This window comes from Streptomyces sp. NPDC049687 (assembly GCF_044465285.1).
Lineage (GTDB): Bacteria > Actinomycetota > Actinomycetes > Streptomycetales > Streptomycetaceae > Streptomyces.
Window position 1 is genome coordinate 277,069 of sequence record NZ_JBITLN010000011.1, and the last position, 20,897, is coordinate 297,965.

The window sequence follows — 20,897 nt, forward strand, 5'->3', positions numbered from 1 at the left end:
CCGGCCAGGAATCCCATGCTCCTGCCCGGGAAGCCACCCCGAAGATGAGCGACAAATTATTGACGCCCGTGGATCCATTGACACAGGATGCCTCCGGGCCTGAGTCTGGGCCTGTACTCGACGAAGAGGCGGGAACCATGGTTTTTCGGATCGCTTGCGTGGGGGGCGGCCCCGGCGGGCTGTTCTTCGCGACGCTCGTCAAGCAGGCCGATCCGTCGGTCGAGGTGACGGTCTTCGAACGGAACCGCGCGGAGGACACCTTCGGCTTCGGCGTGGTGTTCTCGGACGCGACGCTCGCCGCCATCCACGAGGCGGACCCCGTACTGCGCACCGCCCTCGCCGACCACGGCCGGCACTGGGACGACATCGAGGTGCGACTGAAGGGGCAGCGGATCCGCTGCGGCGGCAACGGCATGGCCGCCATCACCCGCAGGACCCTCCTCCAGCTGCTGCACCGGCGGGCCGTCGAGGTCGGCGTCGACCTCCGGTTCAGCCACGAGGTCCCCGCCGATCCGGAGCGGCTGGCCGGCTACGACCTGATCGTGGCCGCCGACGGGGCGAACTCCCGGTTCCGCGACCGGCTCGCCGACGTACTGGTGCCCGAGGTCGAGGTCGCCACCGCCAAGTTCATCTGGTTCGGCACCGACTATCTCTTCGACGGCCTGACCTTCGTCCACGAGCACGGCCCGCACGGCACCTTCGCCGTGCACGGCTACCCGATCAGCGACAGCGTCAGCACCTTCATCGTCGAGACGGACGAGGAGTCCTGGCGCAGGGCGGGGCTCGACGAGTTCGACACCGCGCAGCCGCCCGGCCCGAGCGACGAGAAGACCAGGCACTACCTGGAGAAGCTCTTCGCCGAGCAGATCGACGGCCACGAACTGCTGGTCAACAACTCCCGCTGGGGCAACTTCCGCACCCGGCGCACCCGGCGCTGGCACAGCGGCAACGTCGTCCTGCTCGGCGACGCCGCGCACACCGCGCACTTCTCCGTCGGCTCCGGCACGAAGATGGCCATGGAGGACGCCGTCGCCCTCGCCGACAGCCTTCTCTCCCACCGCGACGACCTGCCGGGCGCCCTGGAGGCGTACGAGGCGGCCCGGCGGCCCTCCGTGGCGAAGATCCAGAACTCCGCCCGGCCGAGCCTGTCCTGGTGGGAGCACTTCGGGCGCTACCACGACGCCTTCGATCCGACCCGGTTCGCCTTCCACTTCATCTCCCGCAGCATCGGCAAGGAGCGCATCGCGCGCCGCGACCCGCGGTTCGTCGACACGGTCGTACGGGACTGGCGGGCCGCCCACGAGGGACACGCCCCCTTGGACACGCCGTTCAGGGATTTCGGCGGGCGACGGCTCACCGCGGCCGACCTCGAGACCCTGCGCTCCGAGGGCTGTCCGTGGCTCACCGCACCCGAGGCCGAGGCAGACCTGCCGCAGACCTACGTCCAGTTGGCCGACGCCCTGAGCGGTGACCCGGCGCCGGACCTGGTCGCCGTGGCGGGCGGAACCCCGCTCACCCGGTCCCTGCTCGCCGAAGAGGCCCGGCTGGTCCACGGCGTACCCGTGCTGATCGTCGAGGACGCGATGGACGACGACCGTGCTGAAACGTTGCTGCTGTCCGGGCGCGCCGACCTGGTGGGGCAGGCATGACCATGAACCTGACCCCGCTGTTCGCACCCGAGGGCGTCGTGGTGATCGGCGCCTCCCGGCAGTCCGGCAAGCTCGGCGCCGCCATGGCCCGCTGCCTCGCCCCCTTCCCCGGCTCCCGCGCCCTGGTCAACGCGCGCCGCCCCGACCCCGGCGAGGGCGTATACGCCTCCGTCGCCGAAGCGGCCGCACACACCGACGGACGGCTCGACCTGGCCGTCCTGTGCGTGCCCGCCGCGGGCAGCGCGGACGCCCTCGCCGACGCGGCCGCCGCCGGCTGCCGAGCCGCACTGGTCTGCGCCGGCGGTTTCGGTGAGGCGGGCCCGGAGGGCGAGGCGTACGCCGAGGCGCTGCGCCATGTCGTCCAGGAGACCGGGATCCGGCTGCTCGGCCCCAACACCTCCGGCTTCTTCGCCCCCCATAGGAGGCTGACGGCCAGCTTCGTGCCCGCCGCCGGTCTGCTCCCCGCCGGGGACATCGCGGTCGTCGCGGCCAGCGGTGGCGTCAACCACGCGCTCTCCTTCGACCTGGCCGCCGCGGGCAACGGCATCAGCCTCGGCGTCGGCATCGGGGCGGGCCTCGACGTCACCGCTGCGGACATCCTGGACCACCTCGCCGGGGACGCGCTTACGACAGCGGTCGCGCTGCACGTGGAGACGGTCCCGGACGGGCCACGGCTGGTGGCGGCGGTACGCGAGGCGGCGCGTGTCAAGCCGGTCGTGGCGTTGGTCGTCGGGCGCAGCGACGTCGGTGACTTCGCCCGCTCGCACACCGGGGCGCTCGCCACCTCGTGGCGTACCACCCGGTCCGCGCTGCGCCAGGCCGGAGCGGTCGTCGTGGACGACGAAAGGGAGCTGGTGGACGCGCTCACCGCGCTCTCCCGCATCCGGCTGACCCCTCACCCCGACCCGGGCCTGGGCATCGTGACCGCCCAGGCGGGCCCCGGGCTGCTGCTGGCGGACCGGGCGGGCACCGACGGCATCCGCATGCCGGAGCTGGCCGCACCGACCCGGCGGGCCCTCGCCGGGCTGCTGCCCCCGCTGACCTACCAGCGCAACCCGGTCGACACCGGCCGGCCCGCCGAGACCTTCGCCCGCGTGCTCGACACGACGGCGGCGGATCCGGCGGTGGACCTGCTCGCCGTCTACGCCCTGACCGAGCCCGACAGCGTCGACGTCGCCTCCGCCGTGCAGGACGCCGGACTCGGTGCCGGCTCCCCGGCCGTGGTGGTCGTCGGCGGCCTCCCCGAGGACGTCGCCGAACAGCGCGCCCGGCTGCACAAGTCGGGCGTCCCGGCGCTCACCGGACCGGCCTCCGCCGCCGCCGCCGTACGCGCCCTGGTGACGGACGCCCGACAGCGGGCTCTGCGGACGGACGAGCCCTCGCCGCAGGCGCCTGTCACGGTGCCCCCGGGTCCCCTCGACGAGGACGCCGCCAAGACGTTCCTCGCCGGGCTGGGGATATCGACCCCCCACCGCGTCGCCTGCGACTCCCGCACCGACGCCCACTACGCCCTGCGGCTGCTCGGCGGACCCGTCGCCGTCAAGGTGCTCGACGCCGCGATCCTGCACAAGACCGAGATCGGCGGCGTCCACCTGGGCGTGCGCACCCCCGAGGAGCTCGACGCGGCGCTGGACGCCATCGGCCCGGGCCACCGCTACCTGGTGGAGGCGATGGCCCCGGCCGGCGTCGACCTCGTGCTCGGCGTACGGCGCGATCCCGTGTTCGGACCGGTCGTCCTCGCCGGGCTCGGCGGCACGGCCGCCGAGGCGCTCGCCGACGTGGCGATCCGGCTCGCCCCGCTGTCGGTCACCGAAGCCGCCGCGATGCCCGACGACCTGGCCGCCCGCGCCCTGCTCGCCGGCTGGCGCGGCGGACCCACGCTCGACCGCTCCGAGTTCGGACGGGTCGTCGCGGCACTCGCCGCCTCCCTGGCCGCGAGCCCCGGCACCGCCGAGATCGAGATCAACCCGCTGCGGCTCACCGCCGACGGGCTGGTCGCACTGGACGCCGTGATCGTGCCCACCACCAAGGAGACCGACCATGCCTAGGCCGAGCAGCGACGGCGCTGTGCCCTGGCCCGTGGCCCACGCCGAGCGCTACACCGCGAGGGGCTACTGGGAGGGCCGCGCGCTGGGCGACCGGCTGCACGCCGCCGCCGACGCCACCCCCGACGCGGTCGCCCTCGTCGACGGCGACCGTCGGCTGACGTACCGGCACCTCGCCGACCGTGCGGACGCCACCGCCCTGCGCCTGGCCGCGCTCGGGCTTCGTCCGGACGACCGGCTGGTGGTGCAACTGCCCAACACCGCCGAGTTCGTGATCCTCACCTACGCCTGTCTGCGCCTCGGCGTCATCCCGGTGATGGCGCTGCCCGGACACCGCAGACACGAGATCGGCCACCTGGTCGAGCACAGTGAGGCCGTGGCCGTCGCGGTGCCGGACTTCCTGAAGGACCACGACCACCAGGCGATGGCGTTCGAGGTCGCCGAGGACTCCCCGACTCTGCGGCACCTCCTCGTCCTGGGCGACAAGGTCGCCGACGAGGCGGTGGACCTGCGGGAGGTGTGCGCCACGCCGGGCACTCCGGCGGACCGGGCCGCCGTGGACGCGTACCGGCCCGACAGCCGCTCGATCGCCGTCTTCCTGCTCTCCGGCGGCACCACCGGGCTGCCCAAGCTCATCGCCCGCACGCACGACGACTACGTCTACAACGCCCGCCGCAGCGCCGAGGTCTGCGCATTCGGGCCGGACACCGTGTACTTCGCCGCCCTTCCCCTCGGGCACAACTTTCCGCTCGCCTGCCCGGGCCTCCTCGGCACGCTGCTGCACGGCGGGCGGGTCGTCCTCGGCTCCCCCAGGCCGGAGAAGGCGTTCCCGATCGTCGAGCGTGAGGGCGTCACCGCGAGCGCCCTGGTCCCGGCCGTCGCCCAGCGCTGGCTGGACCACCACCGAGCACACCCGGAGGCGGACCTGAGCTCCCTGCGCGTCCTCCAGGTCGGCGGCTCACGGCTCGCCGACCATGTGGCCCGCCGCGTCCGCCCCGAACTGGGCTGCACGCTCCAGCAGGTGTTCGGCATGGCCGAGGGCCTGCTCAACTACACCCGCCTCGACGACCCCGAGGACGTCATCTGCACGACGCAGGGGCGCCCCATGTGCGAGGACGACGAACTCCTCGTCGTCGACGAACTCGGCCGGCCGGTCCCCGACGGGACGCCCGGCGTGCTGCTCACCCGCGGCCCCTACACCCCGCGCGGCTACTACCGCGCCGAGGAGCAGAACGCCCGGGCCTTCACCGAGGACGGCTGGTACCGCACCGGTGACATCGTGCGGCTGCGGCCCGACGGCAACCTCGTCGTCGAGGGCCGGGACAAGGACATGATCATCCGGGGCGGGGAGAACATCTCCGCGGAGGAGATCGAGAACTTCGCCTACCAGACGCCGGGCGTCGCCCGCGCCGCCGCCGTGGCCATGCCCGACCCCGCCCTCGGTGAGCGGGTCTGCCTCTACGTCGTACCGGAACCGGGCCGCACGGTGACCCTGGACGACGTCCACCGGGTCATGGAGCGCTCGGGCGTCGCCCGCTTCAAGTTCCCGGACCGGCTGGTGACCGTCCCCGAACTCCTCGCCACCAAGGTCGGAAAGATCGACAAGAAAGCCCTGCGCGCCGACATCACACGCCGCCTCGACGCCGAAGGAACCCCCCATGGCCAGTGACGCGCCCGCGATCGCCCCGGACGAGACGGACCCCGAACTGCGCAAGCTGTACGACGGCTTCGCGGCGGCCGGACTCATCCCGCTGTGGACCGAGATCGGCGACCTCATGCCGCGGACCCCGCGGCCCGAGGCCGTCCCGCACGTCTGGCAGTGGGACACCCTCCTGCCGCTGGCCCGCCGGGCCGGCGACCTGGTGCCGGTCGGGCGCGGCGGCGAACGCCGTGCCATCGCGCTCGCCAACCCGGGCCTGCCCGGACGGCCCTACGCGACCCCCAACCTGTGGGCGGCCGTCCAGTACCTGGGCCCGCGCGAGGTCGCCCCCGCGCACCGCCACACGCAGGGCGCGTTCCGGTTCATCCTGGAGGGCGAGGGCGTCTGGACCGTCGTCAACGGCGACGCCGTCGAGATGCGCCCCGGCGATCTGCTGCTCACCCCGTCGATGCACTGGCACGGCCACCACCACGTCGGCGACGAGCCGATGGTCTGGCTGGACGGCCTCGACATCCCGCTCGTGCACCGCCTCGACGCCGGATTCTTCGAGTTCGGCGAGAACGGGGTGTCGGACCGGTCCACGCCGTCGCGGTCGCGGTCGGAGAGGCTGTGGGGGCATCCGGGGCTGCGCCCGATCGCCGCCCCCGCGGGCCCCAACTCCCCCCTCATGGCTTACCGCTGGGCCGACACCGACGACGCCCTCACCGCGCAGCTGGAGCTGGAGGACGAGGGACACCCCGGGGTCGTCGAGCCCGGCCACGCCGGCATCCGCTTCACCAACCCCGCCACCGGCCGCGACGCCCTCGCCAGCCTGCGCACCGAGATGCACCGCCTCCGCCCGGGCACCACCACCGCCACCCGCCGCACCGTGGGCTCCTCGGTCTGGCAGGTCTTCCGCGGCAGCGGCACCGTCACCCTCGACGACCGGGTGATCGAGGTGTCCGACGGCGACCTCATCGCCGTCCCCTCCTGGTGCGCCCTCACCCTCACCGCCGTCACCCGGCTCGACCTGTTCACCTTCAACGACGCGCCCGTCTACGAGGCGCTCGACCTCGCCCGCACGGACTTCACCGGGAGCAAGACCTCATGAAGCTCGCCACCATCCGCACCGCAGACGGCACGGCGGCCGTACGCCTCGACGGCGACCACGCCGTGGAGACCGGCGCTCCCGACGTGGCCGCCCTGCTGCGCCGCCCCGACTGGCGTGCCCACGCGGCCGCCGCCGACGGCCCCGCGCACGCCGCGGCCGCCCTCGACCTCGCCCCCGTCGTCACGACCCCGTCCAAGATCTTCTGCGTGGGCCACAACTACCGTGCCCACATCGCGGAGATGGGCCGCGAGATGCCGTCGTACCCCGCCCTCTTCGGCAAGTTCGCCAATGTCCTGCTCGGTGCCCGCGACGACATCGTCCATCCCGGCGAGACGGAAGAGCTGGACTGGGAGGCCGAACTCGGCTTCGTCATCGGCTCCCGGCTTCGCCGCCGGGCCACCGGGGAGGAGGCGGCGGCCGCGATCGCGGGCTACACCGTCGTCAACGACATCTCCATGCGGGACTGGCAGTGGCGCTCTCCGCAGTGGCTGCAGGGCAAGGCATGGGAGGCCAGCACCCCGGTCGGCCCCTGGCTGGTGACGGGCGACGAGATCGGCGACGCGGCCGACCTGGAGATCCGCCTGGAGGTGGACGGCGAGGTCATGCAGCGCTCACGCACCTCCGACCTGCTCTTCACCCCGGCGGACATCGCCGCGTACCTCAGCACCTTCACCACGCTGGAGCCGGGCGACCTGGTCCTCACCGGTACGCCGGGCGGGGTCGGCGCGGCCCGCGACCCCAAGGTCTTCCTGAAGCCCGGTCAGGTCGTACGGACCGTGGTCGAGGGCATCGGAGAGTGCGTCAACACCGTCGTCGAGGACAAGCCGTGACCGTGCCCGGCTGGGTGGAGCAGGGACAACTCGCCCTCCAGCGGGCAGTGGACGCCCTGCCCGCGGACGCGGTGGCCGAACCGTCCGCCCTGTCCGGCTGGACCCGGGGCCATCTCCTCACCCACCTCGCCCGCAACGCCGACGCCCTGGTCAACCTGCTGACGTGGGCGCGGACGGGAGTCCGTACGCCCATGTACGCCTCACCGGACCAGCGTGCCAAGGACATCGAGGCGGGTGCGGGACGGCCCCTGGCCGAACAGCGGGAGGACGTACGGGAGTCCGCCGCCCGTTTCCGGAAGGCCGCCGAGGCACTCACGGCCGACGACTGGTCGGCCACCGTCACCAGCGCGCAGGGCAGGGAGATCCCCGCGTCCGAGGTGGCGTGGTTGCGGGCCCGGGAGGTGTGGATCCACCTGGTCGACCTGCGCGTCGGCGCCGGCCCGGACGTACTGCCGCCCGACTTCGCCTGGGCCCTCGTACGCGACGTCGCCGGGTGGATGACGTCACGCATCGCCGCCGGTGCCGGCGCGGAACTGCACGCGGACGGCCACGGCACCGTCGTACTCGGCACACCCTCCCGCGGCGTCACGGTCACCGGACCGCCGTACGCCCTCGCCGCCTGGCTCACCGGCCGCGGCGGCCCCGAAGAACTGCACGTCATGGGTGAACTCCCGGACGTCCCACGCTGGCTGTGACCACTCGATCAAAGGAGATCGGCATGAGCGAGACCTTCGTCCTGGTGACCGGAGCCTGGCACGGCGGCTGGGCCTGGCGCCCGGTCGCCCAGGAACTGCGGGCCGCCGGACACCAGGTGCACACCCCGACCATGGCCGGGCTGGGCACCGACGACGACCCCCGCGGCGTGACGCTCACCGACTGTGTGAACGGCCTCGTGGCGTACGTCGAGAACGCCGGTCTCACCGACATCACCCTGGTCGGCCACAGCTGGGGCGGATACGTCCTGGTCGGCGCGGCGCCGAAGCTGGCCTCCCGCCTGAAGCGCCTGGTCTTCTGGAGCGCGTTCGTGCCGAACGACGGCGAGTCGCTGATCGACGCGTGCCCGCCGCACTACGGCGAGATGTTCCACGCGCTGGCCGCCGCCTCCGGCGACGACACGGTGATGCTGCCCCTGGAGGTCTGGCAGCAGGCGTTCCTGCAGGACGCCGGCGAGGAGGCCCAGCGGATGATCCACTCCCTCCTCGTCCCGCAGCCGCTGGGCACCTTCACCGAGAAGCCCGACACGGCGGCGTTCACCGCGCTCTCCGTTCCCACCAGCTACGTCCTGTCCACCGAGGACATCTCCCTGCCCGGCGAGTGGGCGTGGGGCGAGCGCTTCCCCCAGCGCCTGAAGGATCCGCTGATCGTCGAGGTCCCGGGCAGCCACGAAGGCTGTTTCACCCGCCCCGCCGAACTGGCCGACGCGTTCGTCCGGGCCTGCGCGGCGTAGGACGGCGCCGTACGCGGAGAAGGGCTCCCGACCGGGACGGGCCGCGGTCGGGTGCCCTTCCGGGCCGACACCTCGCCGGCCGGCAGGGGCCGGCGGCAACCTCGCCCCGGCCGCGTGACCGACACCACCGCTGTCCTGCGACAGCACGGCCTTGCGCAACCCGCGTCAGGCCACCCGCGCGCGCACCCAGCCGAACAGCACCACCGAGCACACGGCCGCGAACGCGCACCACGTCGAGACGAACTCCAGGCGCCAGAGCGCCCAGCAGGCCAGTGCGCCCACGGCGACGAGCACCCCAAGGCCCAGCAGCCGTCGGTCGCCGGACAGCAGCAGCGAGCCCACGGTGGCCAGGAGGTAGCCCACCAGCAGCACCGGCGGGTGGGAGAGGCCGAGCGCGTAGCCCACCGTGTGACCGCGGATCTCCGCCGACACCGGGCCGGTGGCCAGCGCGTACGCGAGCGCCGTGGCCGTCGCGGCTCCGGCCGCGAGCGGCGGGAGCAGCCGGCGCCGGGCGTGCGGCAAGGCGGCGCACCACACTCCCACCGGGACCCAGACCGCGAGCAGCGGCAGCGCGATGACGGCCCAGACGACGGTGGCGACTCCGCCGCCCCCGCCCGAGTCCCAGACCACCGACTCCACGATCTGGTGGACACCGAGCAGCAGCGGCAGCGCCGCGAGCGGCAGATCCCGGCCGCCGCGCACCCGCGCCACACACGCCACCCCCACGGCCCCGATACAGGCGCCCGCCACCAGATCGGCCGTCGCACTCCAGCACATCCCGCCACCATGCCAGGCGAGGTGACGTTCGGCACATCGGACGTCTTCCGGCATCGGAGTGGTTTCAGCGTGCACTTGTTGCTCATCGCGCACTGTTCCCGCAGGGCGAGCACGTGTCACCCGATCTCTGACGCCCCATCAGATAGCTTGCCGCAGCGGGAAGTAGGGCCGGAATTTACCTTCAGGTGGGAGGAAACGGCGGCCAGGAAGTGGTCTCATCTGCCACTCCGGCCTCTAATCTGTTTGCCAGACCCCACCGAGAACAGGCGGCTGAGGGCATGAAACCACTGCGCCCAGAAGATCCCCAGAAGCTGGGGCCCTATCGCATCGTGGCCCGGCTCGGAGCAGGCGGTATGGGCCGGGTCTACCTGGCGATGTCGTCGGCCGGCCGCACCGTCGCGGTCAAGGTCATCCGTCCCGAGATGGCGGAGGACAAGAACTTCCGTATCCGCTTCCGACGCGAGGTGGCGGCCGCGGCGGCCGTCGGCGGCGTCTACACGGCGCCCGTGGTGGACGCCGCGCCGGACGACGAGACGCCCTGGCTCGCCACCGTCTACGTACCCGGACCCACCCTGGCGGAGGCGGTCGCCGCACACGGGCCGCTGCCGGTGGACACGGTCCTCGCGCTGGGCGCGGGTATCGCCGAGGCGCTGATCGCGGTGCACGCCGAGGGCCTTGTGCACCGCGACCTCAAACCGTCCAACGTGCTGCTCGCCGCCGACGGCCCCCGTGTCATCGACTTCGGCATCGTGCGCGCCCGCGACGGCTATGAACTCACCGGCTCCGGAGCCCTGTTCGGCTCCCTCGACTACATGTGTCCCGAACAGGCCACCGGGGATCAGATGGGCCCTGAGGGGGACGTCTTCTGCCTCGGCTCGGTACTCGCGTTCGCCGCGTCCGGGCACTCGCCGTTCGGCGGAGCCGTGGGGGCCGCGCTGCTCTACCAGGTGGCCCACGGTTCGCCCGACCTCACCCTCGTGCCCGAACCGCTGGACAAGATCATCAGCCTCTGTCACGCCAAGGACCCGGCCCTGCGCATCACCCCCGACCGGCTCTCCGCGGCCTGCGTCCCCGGCGGTGCCGAACAGGTACTGAAGGAGGGCTGGCTGCCCGCGCCGGTGGCCGCCATGGTCGCCGAGCACCGGGCGGCCGCGCAGAACCTCGACCAGCTCGGCCGGACCCCGGCGCCCGCACCGGCCCTCGCCGACGGGCCCGACCCGGAGCCGCCCGAGTACGGCCGCCGCGGTCCGGCCTACGCGACGGCGGGGCGGGCGGCGTACGCCACCGAAGTCGCCGACAGCGAGGGCGGCGAGGGAGTCCCCCGAGGAGCCGGTGGGACCAAGGGCGTGCGGCTCACCGTCGAGCCGCCGGAGCACCGCTCCTTCGGCCTCCCGGCGCAACCGCCGCCGGAACGTTCCGCCAAACCCCTCCACCATCGCGCCCCAGGACGCCCGCGCGCCTCCCGGCGTGCCGTCCTCGCCGCGACCGCGACCGCGGGCACGGCGCTCGCCGGGGCCTCGGTCCTCGTGGCCGCCCGCAGGAAAACGAGCGGACGGGCGGTCCGGCCGCTCGGCCCGCCCCCCGAGCCGGCCTGGGTCTACCGGGGCGGCCCGCTGCTGCAGGCCCCGGCTGTCTTCTCCGGCGGCACGGCGCTGATGAAGACCCGCCCCGGCACCATGATCTGCCTCGACCTGGCGAACGGCTCCCGGCCGACCTGGGTCTACGAGGGCATCAGCCTCTCGCCCACCCCCGTCCTGCTGACCTACGGTGCCGCGGTCGCCCTCGGCACCGGCGCGACCCTGATCGGCGTCGACCCGGCCAGCGGCGCCGAGCGGTTCACCCTCGACTTCGGCGACGACTACCAGTTCGACCAACTGCTCGGCAGCTCCGGGGAGTCCACCGTCTCCGTCATGGGCGCCAGCCTGCAGCGCCAGTCGACGGAACAGGGCGTCGCCACCTCCACCAGCGCGGTCTTCGGCGTCAACATCAGCGCCCACCAGGCCCTCGTCATCCCGATAGACCCGGAGGACGTCGGCATCACGCTGCAACCCGTCATCACCGACGACTACTTCGTCTACGCCGACGGACTGCGCAACGTCTCGGCCCGCTCCACCCAGGACGGCGGCGGCCTGCGCTGGCGGCACATGGTGGGCTCCGACCTCCGGCCGGGCCTCGCCGTCCTCGGCCAGACCGTCTTCGCCATCGGCTCCGAGCTCATCGCCCTGGACCTGAACACCGGAAGGCTGCGCTGGCGGGCGAAGGCCGAACGCGGCAAGTTCGCCTCCCTCGGCGCGGGCGGCAACACGGTCTACGTCACCGGCTCCGATCCCCACGGCGTCCACGCCTTCAACGCGGCGACCGGCGCACGGCGCTGGTTCTGCGCGACCCCCCGCCTCGCCGTCGACAACCCGATCGCGGTGGGGGCCCACGCCGTCTATGTTCCGGCCTTCGAGAACAGGAACGGCTTCTACGCCGTCGACACCGCCTCCGGCCGCATGTTGTGGAACTTCACCGACGGCCGTGACACCGGCGTCAACGGATGGCAGCTCTCCTGCGACGGAGCCGGACACCTCGTGGCCCAGCACTTCGACCGGGCCTACGGACTGCCCGTCACCTGAGAACCGGGTGCCGTGCGGGCCGCCGGCGTCAGACCAGTCCCGCCGCGGCGAGATGCTTGCCCACCTGTTCGGTCTCCTCCGCCGACAGGGGGATCTGCGGCGCGGCCGTCGCCGGGCAGGCGATGACGCCCCGCAGGTGCAGGGCCGCCTTGAACGCGCCCAGCGCCGCCGATCCGGCGCCCATCCGGGCCGGGTCGCCGGCGGTCACCATGCCGAACAGGGCACACAGCCGCTCCTGTTCGGCCCGGGCGCCCTCCAGGTCGCCCGACCGGAAGAGGCGGTCGAGACGGACGTAGCCGTGCGGATCGACGTTGGCCAGTCCGGGCACCGCCCCGTCCGCACCCAGCGCGAGGGCCGCGTCGACGAGCAGTTCGGAGCCGGTGAGGGCGCTGAACCCCGCGAGGGGGCGGGCGCCGCCGACGACCTCGCGGAAGCCGGCGAGGTCGCCGCTGGAGTCCTTGAGCCCGGCCAGCACACCGTCCGCGGCGAGCTCCAGGACGAGCCCGGCCGGGAGCTTGGTGTGCACGGCGACCGGGATGTCGTAGGCGATCACCGGGACGGGGCTGTGTGCCGCGATCAGCCGGTAGTGGCGGGCGATCTCGGCGGGATGGGTGCGGGTGTAGAACGGCGCGGTGACGACGACCGCGTCGGCGCCCGCCGCCGTGACCGCCGCGACATGCTCCAGCACCCGGGGCGTGGTCATGTCGATCGCCCCGGCCAGCACGGGCAGCCGGCCGGCCACGTGCGCCACCACCGTGTCCGTGACCAGCAGGCGCTGCCGGTCGGTGAGAAAGGCGACCTCGGAGGTCGAGCCCAGCACGAAGAGTCCGTCCACTCCGCCGGACACCAGGTGGTCGACCAGGGCACGCAACGAGGGCACGTCCACCTCGCCGTCCGGGGTCAGGGGAGTGCAGACGGGCGGAACCACTCCGGTCAGCGGGGCGGGAAGGGTCATCGGTGCTCCCAGGGCAGGCTCTCGCGTACGAGGTCGTGGGTCGATGGTGACAGCGGTGGCGGTGCCCGGGCCATGACGCGGCCGAGACACCGCCGGGAGCGGTGCTGAGGCGGTCCGGGCGCCGCATGCCGAGCTGCCGGCGGCGGAACTCACCTGACGCGGACGCGACCTGTCCGCCGCCCCGGCTCCGGCGTTACTGGCCCGGGCAGTCCGCGGCGGATCCCTCGGTGCGCCCGCCGTCCGCGCCCGTCACCGTCACGGTCACCGCCTCCGCCTCCGCCTCCGCCTCCGGAAGGGTGAGGAGATACGCCCGGGCTGCGGTGCAGATCACCTGTTCCGCCGCGAGGGGGGTCAACCTCCCTTTGACGTATGCGGGCAGGGCGACCGACACCCGGTCGCGCTGCGTCGTCACCTCCAGGGAGGTGGCAGCGGGGACGGCGTCCCCCGTGCCCGCGTTGGTGGCGGTCGGGAAGAGGGTCGGCGTCGGCAACTGGGTGGTCAGGCGCTTGAGCAGCTCCGGATCGCTCGGGCCCTGGAGCAGTGCCTCGACGGCCGATCTGACATCACCGGCCTCGAGGACCTCGCGGTTCACCGCGATCAGGGCCCCGTCCCTGACGAAGTAGACGGTGGCGATCGGGGCGATCCCGCTCGCCGGTCCGCCCGCCTCCACCACGCCGGTCGCGGGAATGCCGCAGGAGGAGAGCGCGAGCGCCGCCGGGGCGGCCAGCAACGCGGCACGGTGCAGGGGTCTCATGAGGGGTTCTCCCGCGGCGGCTCGTCCCGCCGCAGCGGGAGTACGACAGTGAAGACGGCACCGCCCGTCGGACGGTTGGCCGCCCGGACGGTGCCGCCGTGCATCCGCACGTTCTCCTCGGTGATGGCGAGGCCCAGCCCGCTGCCCTCGGTACGGGTGCGGGCGCTGTCGGACTTGTAGAAGCGCTCGAAGACATGAGGCAGGACCTCGTCGGGGATGCCGGGCCCGCTGTCCGCCACCTCGATGACCGCCGACGGCCCCGCCCCGGGCCGGCCGCCCTCCGACACGGTGAGACGCACCGGCCGGCCGCCGTGCCGCAGGGCGTTGCCGACCAGGTTGGCCACGACCACGTCCAGCCGGCGCGGGTCGACACGCCCCCGGAGCTCGTCGGGCCCGGGCAGCCGGGTCTCCACGGTGTCCGACCAGCCGCGGGAGGAGAGCGTGCGCCTGACCGACTCGGCGAGGTCGATCTCGTCCAGGTGCAGGACCGCCGCACCCGCGTCGAAGCGGGAGATCTCCATCAGGTCCTCCACCAGACGGGCCAGTTTCACCGTCTCCTCGCTGATCAGCCGTACCGCGGTGGCGGTGTCCGGGTCGAGGCGGGCGGCCTCCTCGTCGAGGACGTCGGTGACCGCCGACATCGCGGCCAGCGGGGTGCGCAGCTCATGGGAGACGTCGGCGGCGAAGCGGCGGGCCCTCGCCTCCATGCCGCGCAGCTCGGCGACGGACTGCTCCAGGGCGGCCGCGGTCTCGTTGAACGTGTGCGACAGATCGGCGAGTTCGTCGGAGCCGTTGACGTCGAGCCGGGTGTCGAGACGCCCCTCGGCGATGCTTCTGGTCGCGTGACGCAGCGCCCGCACCGGTCGCAGCACCCCGCGGGCGGCCAACAGGGCGAGCAGCACGGCGAGGCCGAGGGCCGCCACGGTCGCCCGTTCGACGGCCGTGACCAGCGCGTCGACGGACGCCTGCTCGGCGTCCTGGGGCACGGTCAGGAAGACCTGGACACCGGAGAGCGTGGGAAGGTTCTCGGCGGAGGCGAAGGCGATCGACATGCCGACGACCAGCGAGGTGCCCCCACCACTGCGCACCCGCTGGAACACGGTCGCCATGCGTGCGTCGACCGCCTCGCGGACGGCGGGCGTCAGCTCCTCGAAGGGGTCGTCCGGGACCGAGGTCTCGCTGATCCCCCGGTAGGTGACCAGCACGCGCCAGGTGCCCGACGGTTCGGCACGCGCCACGTTCTCCGCGAACCGCCGCAGCTCCTCCTGGCCCGGCGGGTAGCCGAGTTGGGAGGCGAGGCGGCTGACCTGGCTGCGCAGCTGTCGGATCACGGTGTCCTGGCTCTGCTGGAGCACACCGTTGCGGGCCTCCCGGAAGGTCAGGGCGCCGGTCGTCGTGGTGGCCAGGGCGGCGACGAGCCCGAACGCCACCACGAGCCGCACCCGCAGACCGCGCAGCGCGACCCGCGCGGGAAGCCTCACCCCGGCCCGCTTCCCCGAGGTCTTCGCGGCTCCGTGCCGGGGATGCCTCACCGGGACGCGAACCGGTAGCCGAAGCCCCGCACGGTCTGGATGTAGCGCGGCTCGCGCGGCGGCTCGCCCATCTTGGCGCGCAGCCGTTTGACGCAGGCGTCCACCAGACGGGCATCGCCGTGGTAACTGTGCTCCCAGACCGCCTCCAGCAGCTGCTGCCTGCTGAACACCTGCCCCGGCGACGCGGAGAGGGTCAGCAGCAGCCGGAGCTCGGACGGGGCGAGCCCGACCGGCGTGCCCCGTACGGTGACGGTCAGCCCGGCCCGGTCGATGGCCAGTTCCCCATGCGTGTCGATCTTCGGCAGCCCGCTGTCGCCCGGAGCCCCGCCCGCCCGGCGCAGCACGGCGCGGATACGGGCGTCCAGCACCCTCGCCTGCACCGGCTTGACGACGTAGTCGTCGGCGCCCGCCTCCAGACCGACAACGATGTCCACGTCATCGCCCCGCGCGGTCGCCATGATGATCGGGAGGGTCTGGTCGACGGAGCGGATGCCGCGGCACACGTCCAGGCCGGTCATCCCCGGCAGCATCAGATCGAGCACCACGACGTCGGGCCGGAAGGACCGCAGGCGCGTCATGCCGTCCTCCCCGGTCGCGGCGGCGGCGACCTCATGGCTCTGGCGGCGCAGCGCCAGGGCGACCCCTTCCCGCACGGCGCGGTCGTCTTCGATCAGCAGAACACGTGGCATGGGCTCAGTATCAGGACCGCTCGACCCCGTCCGGGGCTCTGTTACCGGATGATCATATAGTTACGACGATCATTCGTTATGGTTTCGTTACCGTTCGGGCCAGATCCGATCACATGAAGACCACACTCTGACTCAACATGACCGCGCACAATGCAACGCCTTCCACCAACCGCCCCCGTCGACGGGGCCCCGCGCACGCCTCCGGGCGGCGACGCGGGAACCGGCCCCTGTGGGCAGGGTTGGCCGCGCTGACCGTCCTCGGAGTCGCCGGGTTCGCGGCCGTGGGATGGGCGCCACCGGCCGAGAAGGACGTGAAGGCCGAGGCCGGCGCCACCGAACAGGCCAAGCCCAAGCCCGACGTGACCACGCGAAACCCCAGCAGCTCCCCGACACCCTCGTCCGGCTCGTCCGGCGGGTCGCCAAGCCCTTCCCAGACCCGGGTCACGATCCCCGCGACCGGTCCGGGCACGTTCGTCACGGCGTCCGGCGGGAGCGGCAAGGTGGGCACGGGGAAGACGCTGCGCTACCGGGTCGACGTCGAGACGGGGCTCGCGCTCTCCACCGCGGACGTGGCCAAGGAGGTGGAGCAGATCCTGGCCGACCCCCGGGGCTGGACCGCGGACGGCAGATCCGCGTTCCAGCGCGTCTCGAGCGGGCCCACCGACTTCGCCGTCAAGGTGGCGACCCCCGGGACCGTGGACAAGATCTGCGCGGCGGGCGGGCTGGACACCCACGGTGACTACAACTGCAGCGTGAGCCAGAACGTCATGGTCAACCTCGAGCGCTGGGAACTGGCGACGCCTGTCTACGCCAAGGACGTCCCGTCGTACCGGGCGCTGATCCTCAACCACGAGGTCGGCCACTTCCTCGGCCACGGCCACGTCGCCTGCCCCGGCGCAGGAATGCCGGCCCCCGCGATGATGCAGCAGATCAAGGGCATGCACGGCTGCGTCCCCAACGTCTGGCCCTACGACTCCGACGGCCGTCTCATCACCGGCCCCGCCGCCCCCTGAGCCCGCGTCACTTCGCGCGGGGGAAGAGGCGCTCCACGGCGGTCACCAGGGCGGCGCGGCGCGCGGCCGGGGAGGGGTCCGCCGCCTGGTCCGCGGCGGCCGCGCCGATCTCCGGCTGGCCCGCCCAGGTGGCGGCGATCTGGTTGATCAGTGCGAGCACGTCCACCGGATCCCAGGCCGGATCGAGCAGTCCGGCGCGCTGGGCGTCCCGGAGCTGGTCCACCTTGCGGCCGATGACGGCCCGCAGGGGTGCGGAGGTGGGGGAGTGGGCCAGCTCCAGACGGCCCCAGGTGATCAGCCGGTAGTGGTCGGGGCGGGCCGTGAAGTGGTCGAAGAGGACTCCGGCGTAACCGGGCAGGTCCGCCGCGTCCAGCTGGGTGGCCTCGGCGAGCGCGGCCATCTCGCGCTCGGCGACATGGGCGTAGAGAGCCTCCTTGCCGCGGAAGTAGGCGTAGACCCGCTCCTTGCTGGTCCGGGCCTCCTTGGCGATACGGTCCACCCGGGCGCCGGCGATGCCGTACCGGGTGAACTCCTCCTTGGCCGCGGCGACGATCCGCTCGCGGGTGGAGTCGGCGGACCGACCGTCGGCGGAGGCGTCGGCGGACCGGCCGGAGTCGGCGGAGCGGGGCATGAGTCCAGGATAGGCGACCGAACCGTTCGGTTTTGCGCTCGCCCGCTTCCCTGCCCCGCGGTCCCGCCCCACCGCGCGAACTGCTCGGTACCAGGCGAAGACACAGGCGGTGGCGGCACCCTCGAAGTCCGGCTCGCGCAGGGTGCCGGCGGGTGGCGGCGCGGATGCCGCGGCGAGTGCGTCCCGCGCGCCGTGCGCCGCAGCACCGCCGAGCTACCGGCCCGCCTCGGGGGCGTCGCCTCGGCCACGAATGGTCGCCGCCGCGCGCAGGAGTTCGGCGAGCACGGTCCGCACGGCCCGCCGTGCCGTGCGCTCGGGGCGGTACAGGACGTCGATGTGGCGGTGGGCGTGGAGGCCGCTGAGCGGGCGCAGGACCACGGCGGGGTGCGGGCGGGCCGTCCAGCGTGGCATCAGGGCGATTCCACCGCCGGCGGCGACCACCTCGGCGACCACCGTGATCTCGTTGATGCGATGGACGATGTCGACCCTGCGTCCGGCGGCGGCGGAGATGGCCTCGACGGTGGCCATGAGCGGAAAGCCGTCGTGGACGGTGATCCAGGGCTGGCCGGCGACATCGGCCGGCGTCAGGCGGGGCTTGGCGGCCAGGGGATGGCCGGCGGCCAGCGCGATGTCGAGCGGCTCGCGCAGCAGGGCGGTGGCCGTGGCGGTCCGGGGCCACGGCGGCGCATGGTCGAGCCGGTGCGCGAGGACCAGGTCGTAGTGGCGGGTCAGGGGCGGGAAGTCGTGCTGCGCCACGTCCTCGTCATGGAGGGAGAGGACGGGGGACCCCGGGGCACGGAGGCGCTCGAGGAGCAGGGGGTAGAACGCCGCGGCGCCGCTGTGGAAGGCCGCCACCGACACGGCGCCGTCGGCCTCCTCGACGTACTCGTCGACGGTGTGGCGGGCGCGGGCCAGCGCCGTCTCCACCCCGATCGCCGCGTCCGCCAGGGCCTGTCCGGCGGGCGTGAGCACCAGCCGCCGTCCGTCGCGCTCGGTGAGGGGGACGGGCATCGACCGTTGCAACAGCCGGAGCTGCTGCGAGATCGCCGACGGCGTCACCCGCATCGCCTCCGCGACCGCGGTGACGCTGCCCAGCTCACCCAGCTCCCGCAGAACGCGCAACTGCCTCTCGTCCACGCCAGTCAGTGTAGCTTTGCTAAAGGGATGATTGAGTAACACGTCCTTTACTTCAAAATGCTGGTCGGTGAGGGTGGACGTCATGCCAGCCACCCGTCGTACGGATGTGGTGCTCCTGGCCGTCGCCATCGTCTGGGGCTCCAGCTATCTGACGGCGAAGACGGCCACGGCCACCACTCCGGTGCTGATCGTCCTCTTCCTCCGCTACGGCATCTCCGCCGTGGCCTGCGTGGCCGTCCTCGCCGCACTGCGCCGGTCCGGTCCCCTCACCCGCGACGAGAGGGTGTACGGCTCGCTGCTCGGGCTCACCCAGGCCGCCGTGCTCGCCCTCGAGACCTACGGCGTCGCCCACACCAGCGCCGCGAACGCGGGCCTGATCATCAGCCTCACCCTTGTCCTCACCCCCCTCATCGATCGCGTGGGACGACCGGACGGACTGCCTTCGAGCTTCTTCCTCGCCGCCGGTCTGTGTGTCGCGGGCGTCGGCCTGCTCGTGTCCGGCAACGGTCTGCGCACTCCCGGAACCGGCGATCTGCTGATACTCGCGGCGGCGGTGGTCCGGGCGGGCCATGTGGTGCTTGTCGGACGGGTCGCCGCGGGCCACGCCCTGCGCCCCCTGCACCTGACGACGGTGCAGAGCGTCGTGGGCACGGCCCTGTTCCTCCCGCTCGCGGCGGGCGGACTGCCGGCGGCGCTCGCCCGGGCCGACGCCGCGACCTGGGTCCAACTCGTCCACCTCGCACTGTTCTGCAGTGTGTTCGCCTTCCTGGCCCAGACCTGGGCGGTGCAGCGCACCTCCGCGACCCGGGCCAGCCTCCTGCTGGGCACCGAACCGGTCTGGGCCCTCGTGGCCGGCATCGGCTTCGGCGACGAGCGCCTCACCGTGCTCTCCGCCCTGGGGGCCGCGTTGATCGTGACCGGAACGTACTGGGGACGGGCCGTCGAACGCGGCGCACGCCTTGCGCACCCCGCCGACACCGGCCACCGCCCGGAGCCGGCACCCACACCCTGAGCGTCCGCCTACCCCAGGGCGCGCAGCGCGGCCACGCGCTCGTCCAGGATGCCGCGTCCGAAGGCGACCCGGTCCGCGCCGAAGCCTCGGGGGCCGCACTCCACGACAAGGATCAGGCCCAGGTAGAGGCCGTAGAGCGCCAGGCGGTGGCGGAGGCCGGGGGTGAAGTCGAGGCGGCCGCCGGCCTGGACGTAGCCGGCCACGAGGTCGCTGTCCGGGCCGGTGTCCCCACCGAATTCCAGGGAGACCAGTTCGGCGGCCGGATCGCCCCAGAACGCCCGCTCGTGATCGATGATGCCGGTGATACGGGCGTCGGAGCCGTCCTCCGAGGGCTGACGCACGAAGACGTTGCCCGGCCACAGGTCGAAGTGGATCAGCCGTGGCCGGGTGACCTCGTCGAGGGCGTCCTTCCCCTCGGCCACCAGGGCCCGGATCGCGGCGGGCGCCACGCCGAGGTCGGACCGCCAGCGTTCGGCGTCGTCCAGGAGCGCGTCCACCATGGCGGTGAACGCGCCGCGCCAGTCGGCAGCGGAGAGCCCGGACTCGGGGGCCGGATAGCCGTACCGCCCGTCCTCGGGGGCCAGGGTGTGCAGCCGTGCGGTGATCGCGCCCAGCTCGCGCCGCAGCGCCCTCTCCGCGGTGGCGGGAAGACGGTCGGCCACCTGATCCCACGGGGTGCCGTCCAGCACGGACACCGCGAGGAAGTCGTCGCCCGCGTGCAGCAGCGCCGGTGTCGGCACCCCGCGGTCCGCCAGGGGCGCGAGGCGCCGGTACACCATCGCCTCGGTCGCCATGATCCCGCGCTCGTACGTCAGCACGGGCGCGTCGGCCGGTGGCGCGAGCTTCACCACGGCCGTGCGTCCGTCGTCGAACCGCACCCGGTACGCGGTGTTGAACCAGCCGTCGGTCAGCTCCGCCTCCAGTCGGCACCCCACACCCGTCGCCCCGCGCATCAGGGCGTCCAACTCGACGGCGGACAGACGGCGCTTGGTCAGGCTCTGCACGGGGCGGCTCCCTGGTCGATTCGCATCGGTCGACGTCGGCTCGCAGCGGTTCAC

Annotated in this window: 18 protein-coding genes; 10 read left to right on the forward strand and 8 right to left on the reverse strand. The window is 73.2% G+C overall.

What is annotated here, in order from left to right; translation table 11 throughout:
- The first annotated feature begins 158 nt into the window (after positions 1-158).
- From ACIBVL_RS31365 to ACIBVL_RS31395, 7 genes are read left to right on the forward strand one after another with little or no spacing between them, the layout of a single operon-like run.
- Positions 159-1,649 carry an FAD-dependent monooxygenase gene (locus ACIBVL_RS31365; RefSeq protein ID WP_399102322.1) on the forward strand — a complete coding sequence of 497 codons (1,491 nt, stop codon included), beginning with the start codon at positions 159-161 and terminating at the stop codon, positions 1,647-1,649.
- Complete coding sequence (locus tag ACIBVL_RS31370) at positions 1,646-3,697, forward strand: acetate--CoA ligase family protein (RefSeq protein ID WP_399102324.1); 2,052 nt, start codon at positions 1,646-1,648, stop codon at positions 3,695-3,697. Before ACIBVL_RS31365 ends, ACIBVL_RS31370 begins: the two co-directional genes overlap by 4 nt.
- The gene (locus ACIBVL_RS31375) at positions 3,690-5,363 is read left to right on the forward strand and encodes a (2,3-dihydroxybenzoyl)adenylate synthase (RefSeq protein WP_399102326.1); all 1,674 of its coding nucleotides are present in this window, start codon (positions 3,690-3,692) and stop codon (positions 5,361-5,363) included. Before ACIBVL_RS31370 ends, ACIBVL_RS31375 begins: the two co-directional genes overlap by 8 nt.
- Positions 5,353-6,444, forward strand: coding sequence for a cupin domain-containing protein (locus ACIBVL_RS31380; RefSeq protein ID WP_399102328.1), 1,092 nt, complete (start codon positions 5,353-5,355; stop codon positions 6,442-6,444). Before ACIBVL_RS31375 ends, ACIBVL_RS31380 begins: the two co-directional genes overlap by 11 nt.
- Entirely contained in the window at positions 6,441-7,274 is an 834-nt protein-coding gene (locus ACIBVL_RS31385) for a fumarylacetoacetate hydrolase family protein (RefSeq protein ID WP_399102330.1), read from the forward strand. The genes ACIBVL_RS31380 and ACIBVL_RS31385 overlap by 4 nt, the downstream gene beginning before the upstream one ends.
- The gene (locus ACIBVL_RS31390; protein ID WP_399102332.1) at positions 7,271-7,969 is read left to right on the forward strand and encodes a maleylpyruvate isomerase family mycothiol-dependent enzyme; all 699 of its coding nucleotides are present in this window, start codon (positions 7,271-7,273) and stop codon (positions 7,967-7,969) included. The genes ACIBVL_RS31385 and ACIBVL_RS31390 overlap by 4 nt, the downstream gene beginning before the upstream one ends.
- A gap of 23 nt (positions 7,970-7,992) precedes the next feature.
- Entirely contained in the window at positions 7,993-8,721 is a 729-nt protein-coding gene (locus tag ACIBVL_RS31395) for an alpha/beta fold hydrolase (protein WP_399102333.1), read from the forward strand.
- 165 nt (positions 8,722-8,886) lie between these two features.
- Here the strand turns inward: ACIBVL_RS31395 and ACIBVL_RS31400 are convergent, their stop codons facing one another.
- Positions 8,887-9,498: a DUF6629 family protein gene (locus ACIBVL_RS31400; protein WP_399102335.1), complete on the reverse strand. Its 612-nt coding sequence runs from the start codon at positions 9,496-9,498 to the stop codon at positions 8,887-8,889.
- 278 nt (positions 9,499-9,776) lie between these two features.
- On the opposite strand from ACIBVL_RS31400, the gene ACIBVL_RS31405 reads away from it, so the two are divergent.
- Complete coding sequence (locus ACIBVL_RS31405) at positions 9,777-12,116, forward strand: PQQ-binding-like beta-propeller repeat protein (RefSeq protein ID WP_399102337.1); 2,340 nt, start codon at positions 9,777-9,779, stop codon at positions 12,114-12,116.
- A 28-nt stretch (positions 12,117-12,144) separates the two neighbouring features.
- Here ACIBVL_RS31405 and ACIBVL_RS31410 read toward each other — a convergent pair whose 3' ends face one another.
- The 4 genes from ACIBVL_RS31410 to ACIBVL_RS31425 all read right to left on the reverse strand — a co-directional run bounded on the left by ACIBVL_RS31410 (position 12,145) and on the right by ACIBVL_RS31425 (position 16,046).
- Positions 12,145-13,071: a dihydrodipicolinate synthase family protein gene (locus tag ACIBVL_RS31410; RefSeq protein WP_399102339.1), complete on the reverse strand. Its 927-nt coding sequence runs from the start codon at positions 13,069-13,071 to the stop codon at positions 12,145-12,147.
- Between the two features lie 193 nt (positions 13,072-13,264).
- Positions 13,265-13,825, reverse strand: a complete 561-nt coding sequence (locus ACIBVL_RS31415; RefSeq protein ID WP_399102341.1) for a hypothetical protein — start codon at positions 13,823-13,825, stop codon at positions 13,265-13,267.
- Complete coding sequence (locus ACIBVL_RS31420; RefSeq protein WP_399102343.1) at positions 13,822-15,306, reverse strand: sensor histidine kinase; 1,485 nt, start codon at positions 15,304-15,306, stop codon at positions 13,822-13,824. The genes ACIBVL_RS31415 and ACIBVL_RS31420 overlap by 4 nt, the downstream gene beginning before the upstream one ends.
- 47 nt (positions 15,307-15,353) lie before the next feature.
- Positions 15,354-16,046: a response regulator gene (locus ACIBVL_RS31425; protein ID WP_399102344.1), complete on the reverse strand. Its 693-nt coding sequence runs from the start codon at positions 16,044-16,046 to the stop codon at positions 15,354-15,356.
- 248 nt (positions 16,047-16,294) lie between these two features.
- On the opposite strand from ACIBVL_RS31425, the gene ACIBVL_RS31430 reads away from it, so the two are divergent.
- Positions 16,295-17,059, forward strand: coding sequence for a DUF3152 domain-containing protein (locus ACIBVL_RS31430; RefSeq protein WP_399102397.1), 765 nt, complete (start codon positions 16,295-16,297; stop codon positions 17,057-17,059).
- Between the two features lie 7 nt (positions 17,060-17,066).
- On the opposite strand, the gene ACIBVL_RS31435 is transcribed toward ACIBVL_RS31430, so the two are convergent.
- Positions 17,067-17,690 (reverse strand): TetR family transcriptional regulator, encoded by a 624-nt coding sequence (locus tag ACIBVL_RS31435; RefSeq protein WP_399102346.1) that lies wholly within the window; start codon positions 17,688-17,690, stop codon positions 17,067-17,069.
- Between the two features lie 213 nt (positions 17,691-17,903).
- The gene (locus tag ACIBVL_RS31440) at positions 17,904-18,827 is read right to left on the reverse strand and encodes a LysR family transcriptional regulator (RefSeq protein ID WP_399102348.1); all 924 of its coding nucleotides are present in this window, start codon (positions 18,825-18,827) and stop codon (positions 17,904-17,906) included.
- Between the two features lie 82 nt (positions 18,828-18,909).
- Here ACIBVL_RS31440 and ACIBVL_RS31445 point away from each other — a divergent pair, with 82 nt between their 5' ends.
- Positions 18,910-19,839, forward strand: coding sequence for a DMT family transporter (locus ACIBVL_RS31445; protein ID WP_399102350.1), 930 nt, complete (start codon positions 18,910-18,912; stop codon positions 19,837-19,839).
- Positions 19,840-19,847: 8 nt separating this feature from the next.
- Here the strand turns inward: ACIBVL_RS31445 and ACIBVL_RS31450 are convergent, their stop codons facing one another.
- Positions 19,848-20,843, reverse strand: coding sequence for a phosphotransferase family protein (locus tag ACIBVL_RS31450; RefSeq protein ID WP_399102352.1), 996 nt, complete (start codon positions 20,841-20,843; stop codon positions 19,848-19,850).
- Between the last annotated feature and the right edge of the window lie 54 nt (positions 20,844-20,897).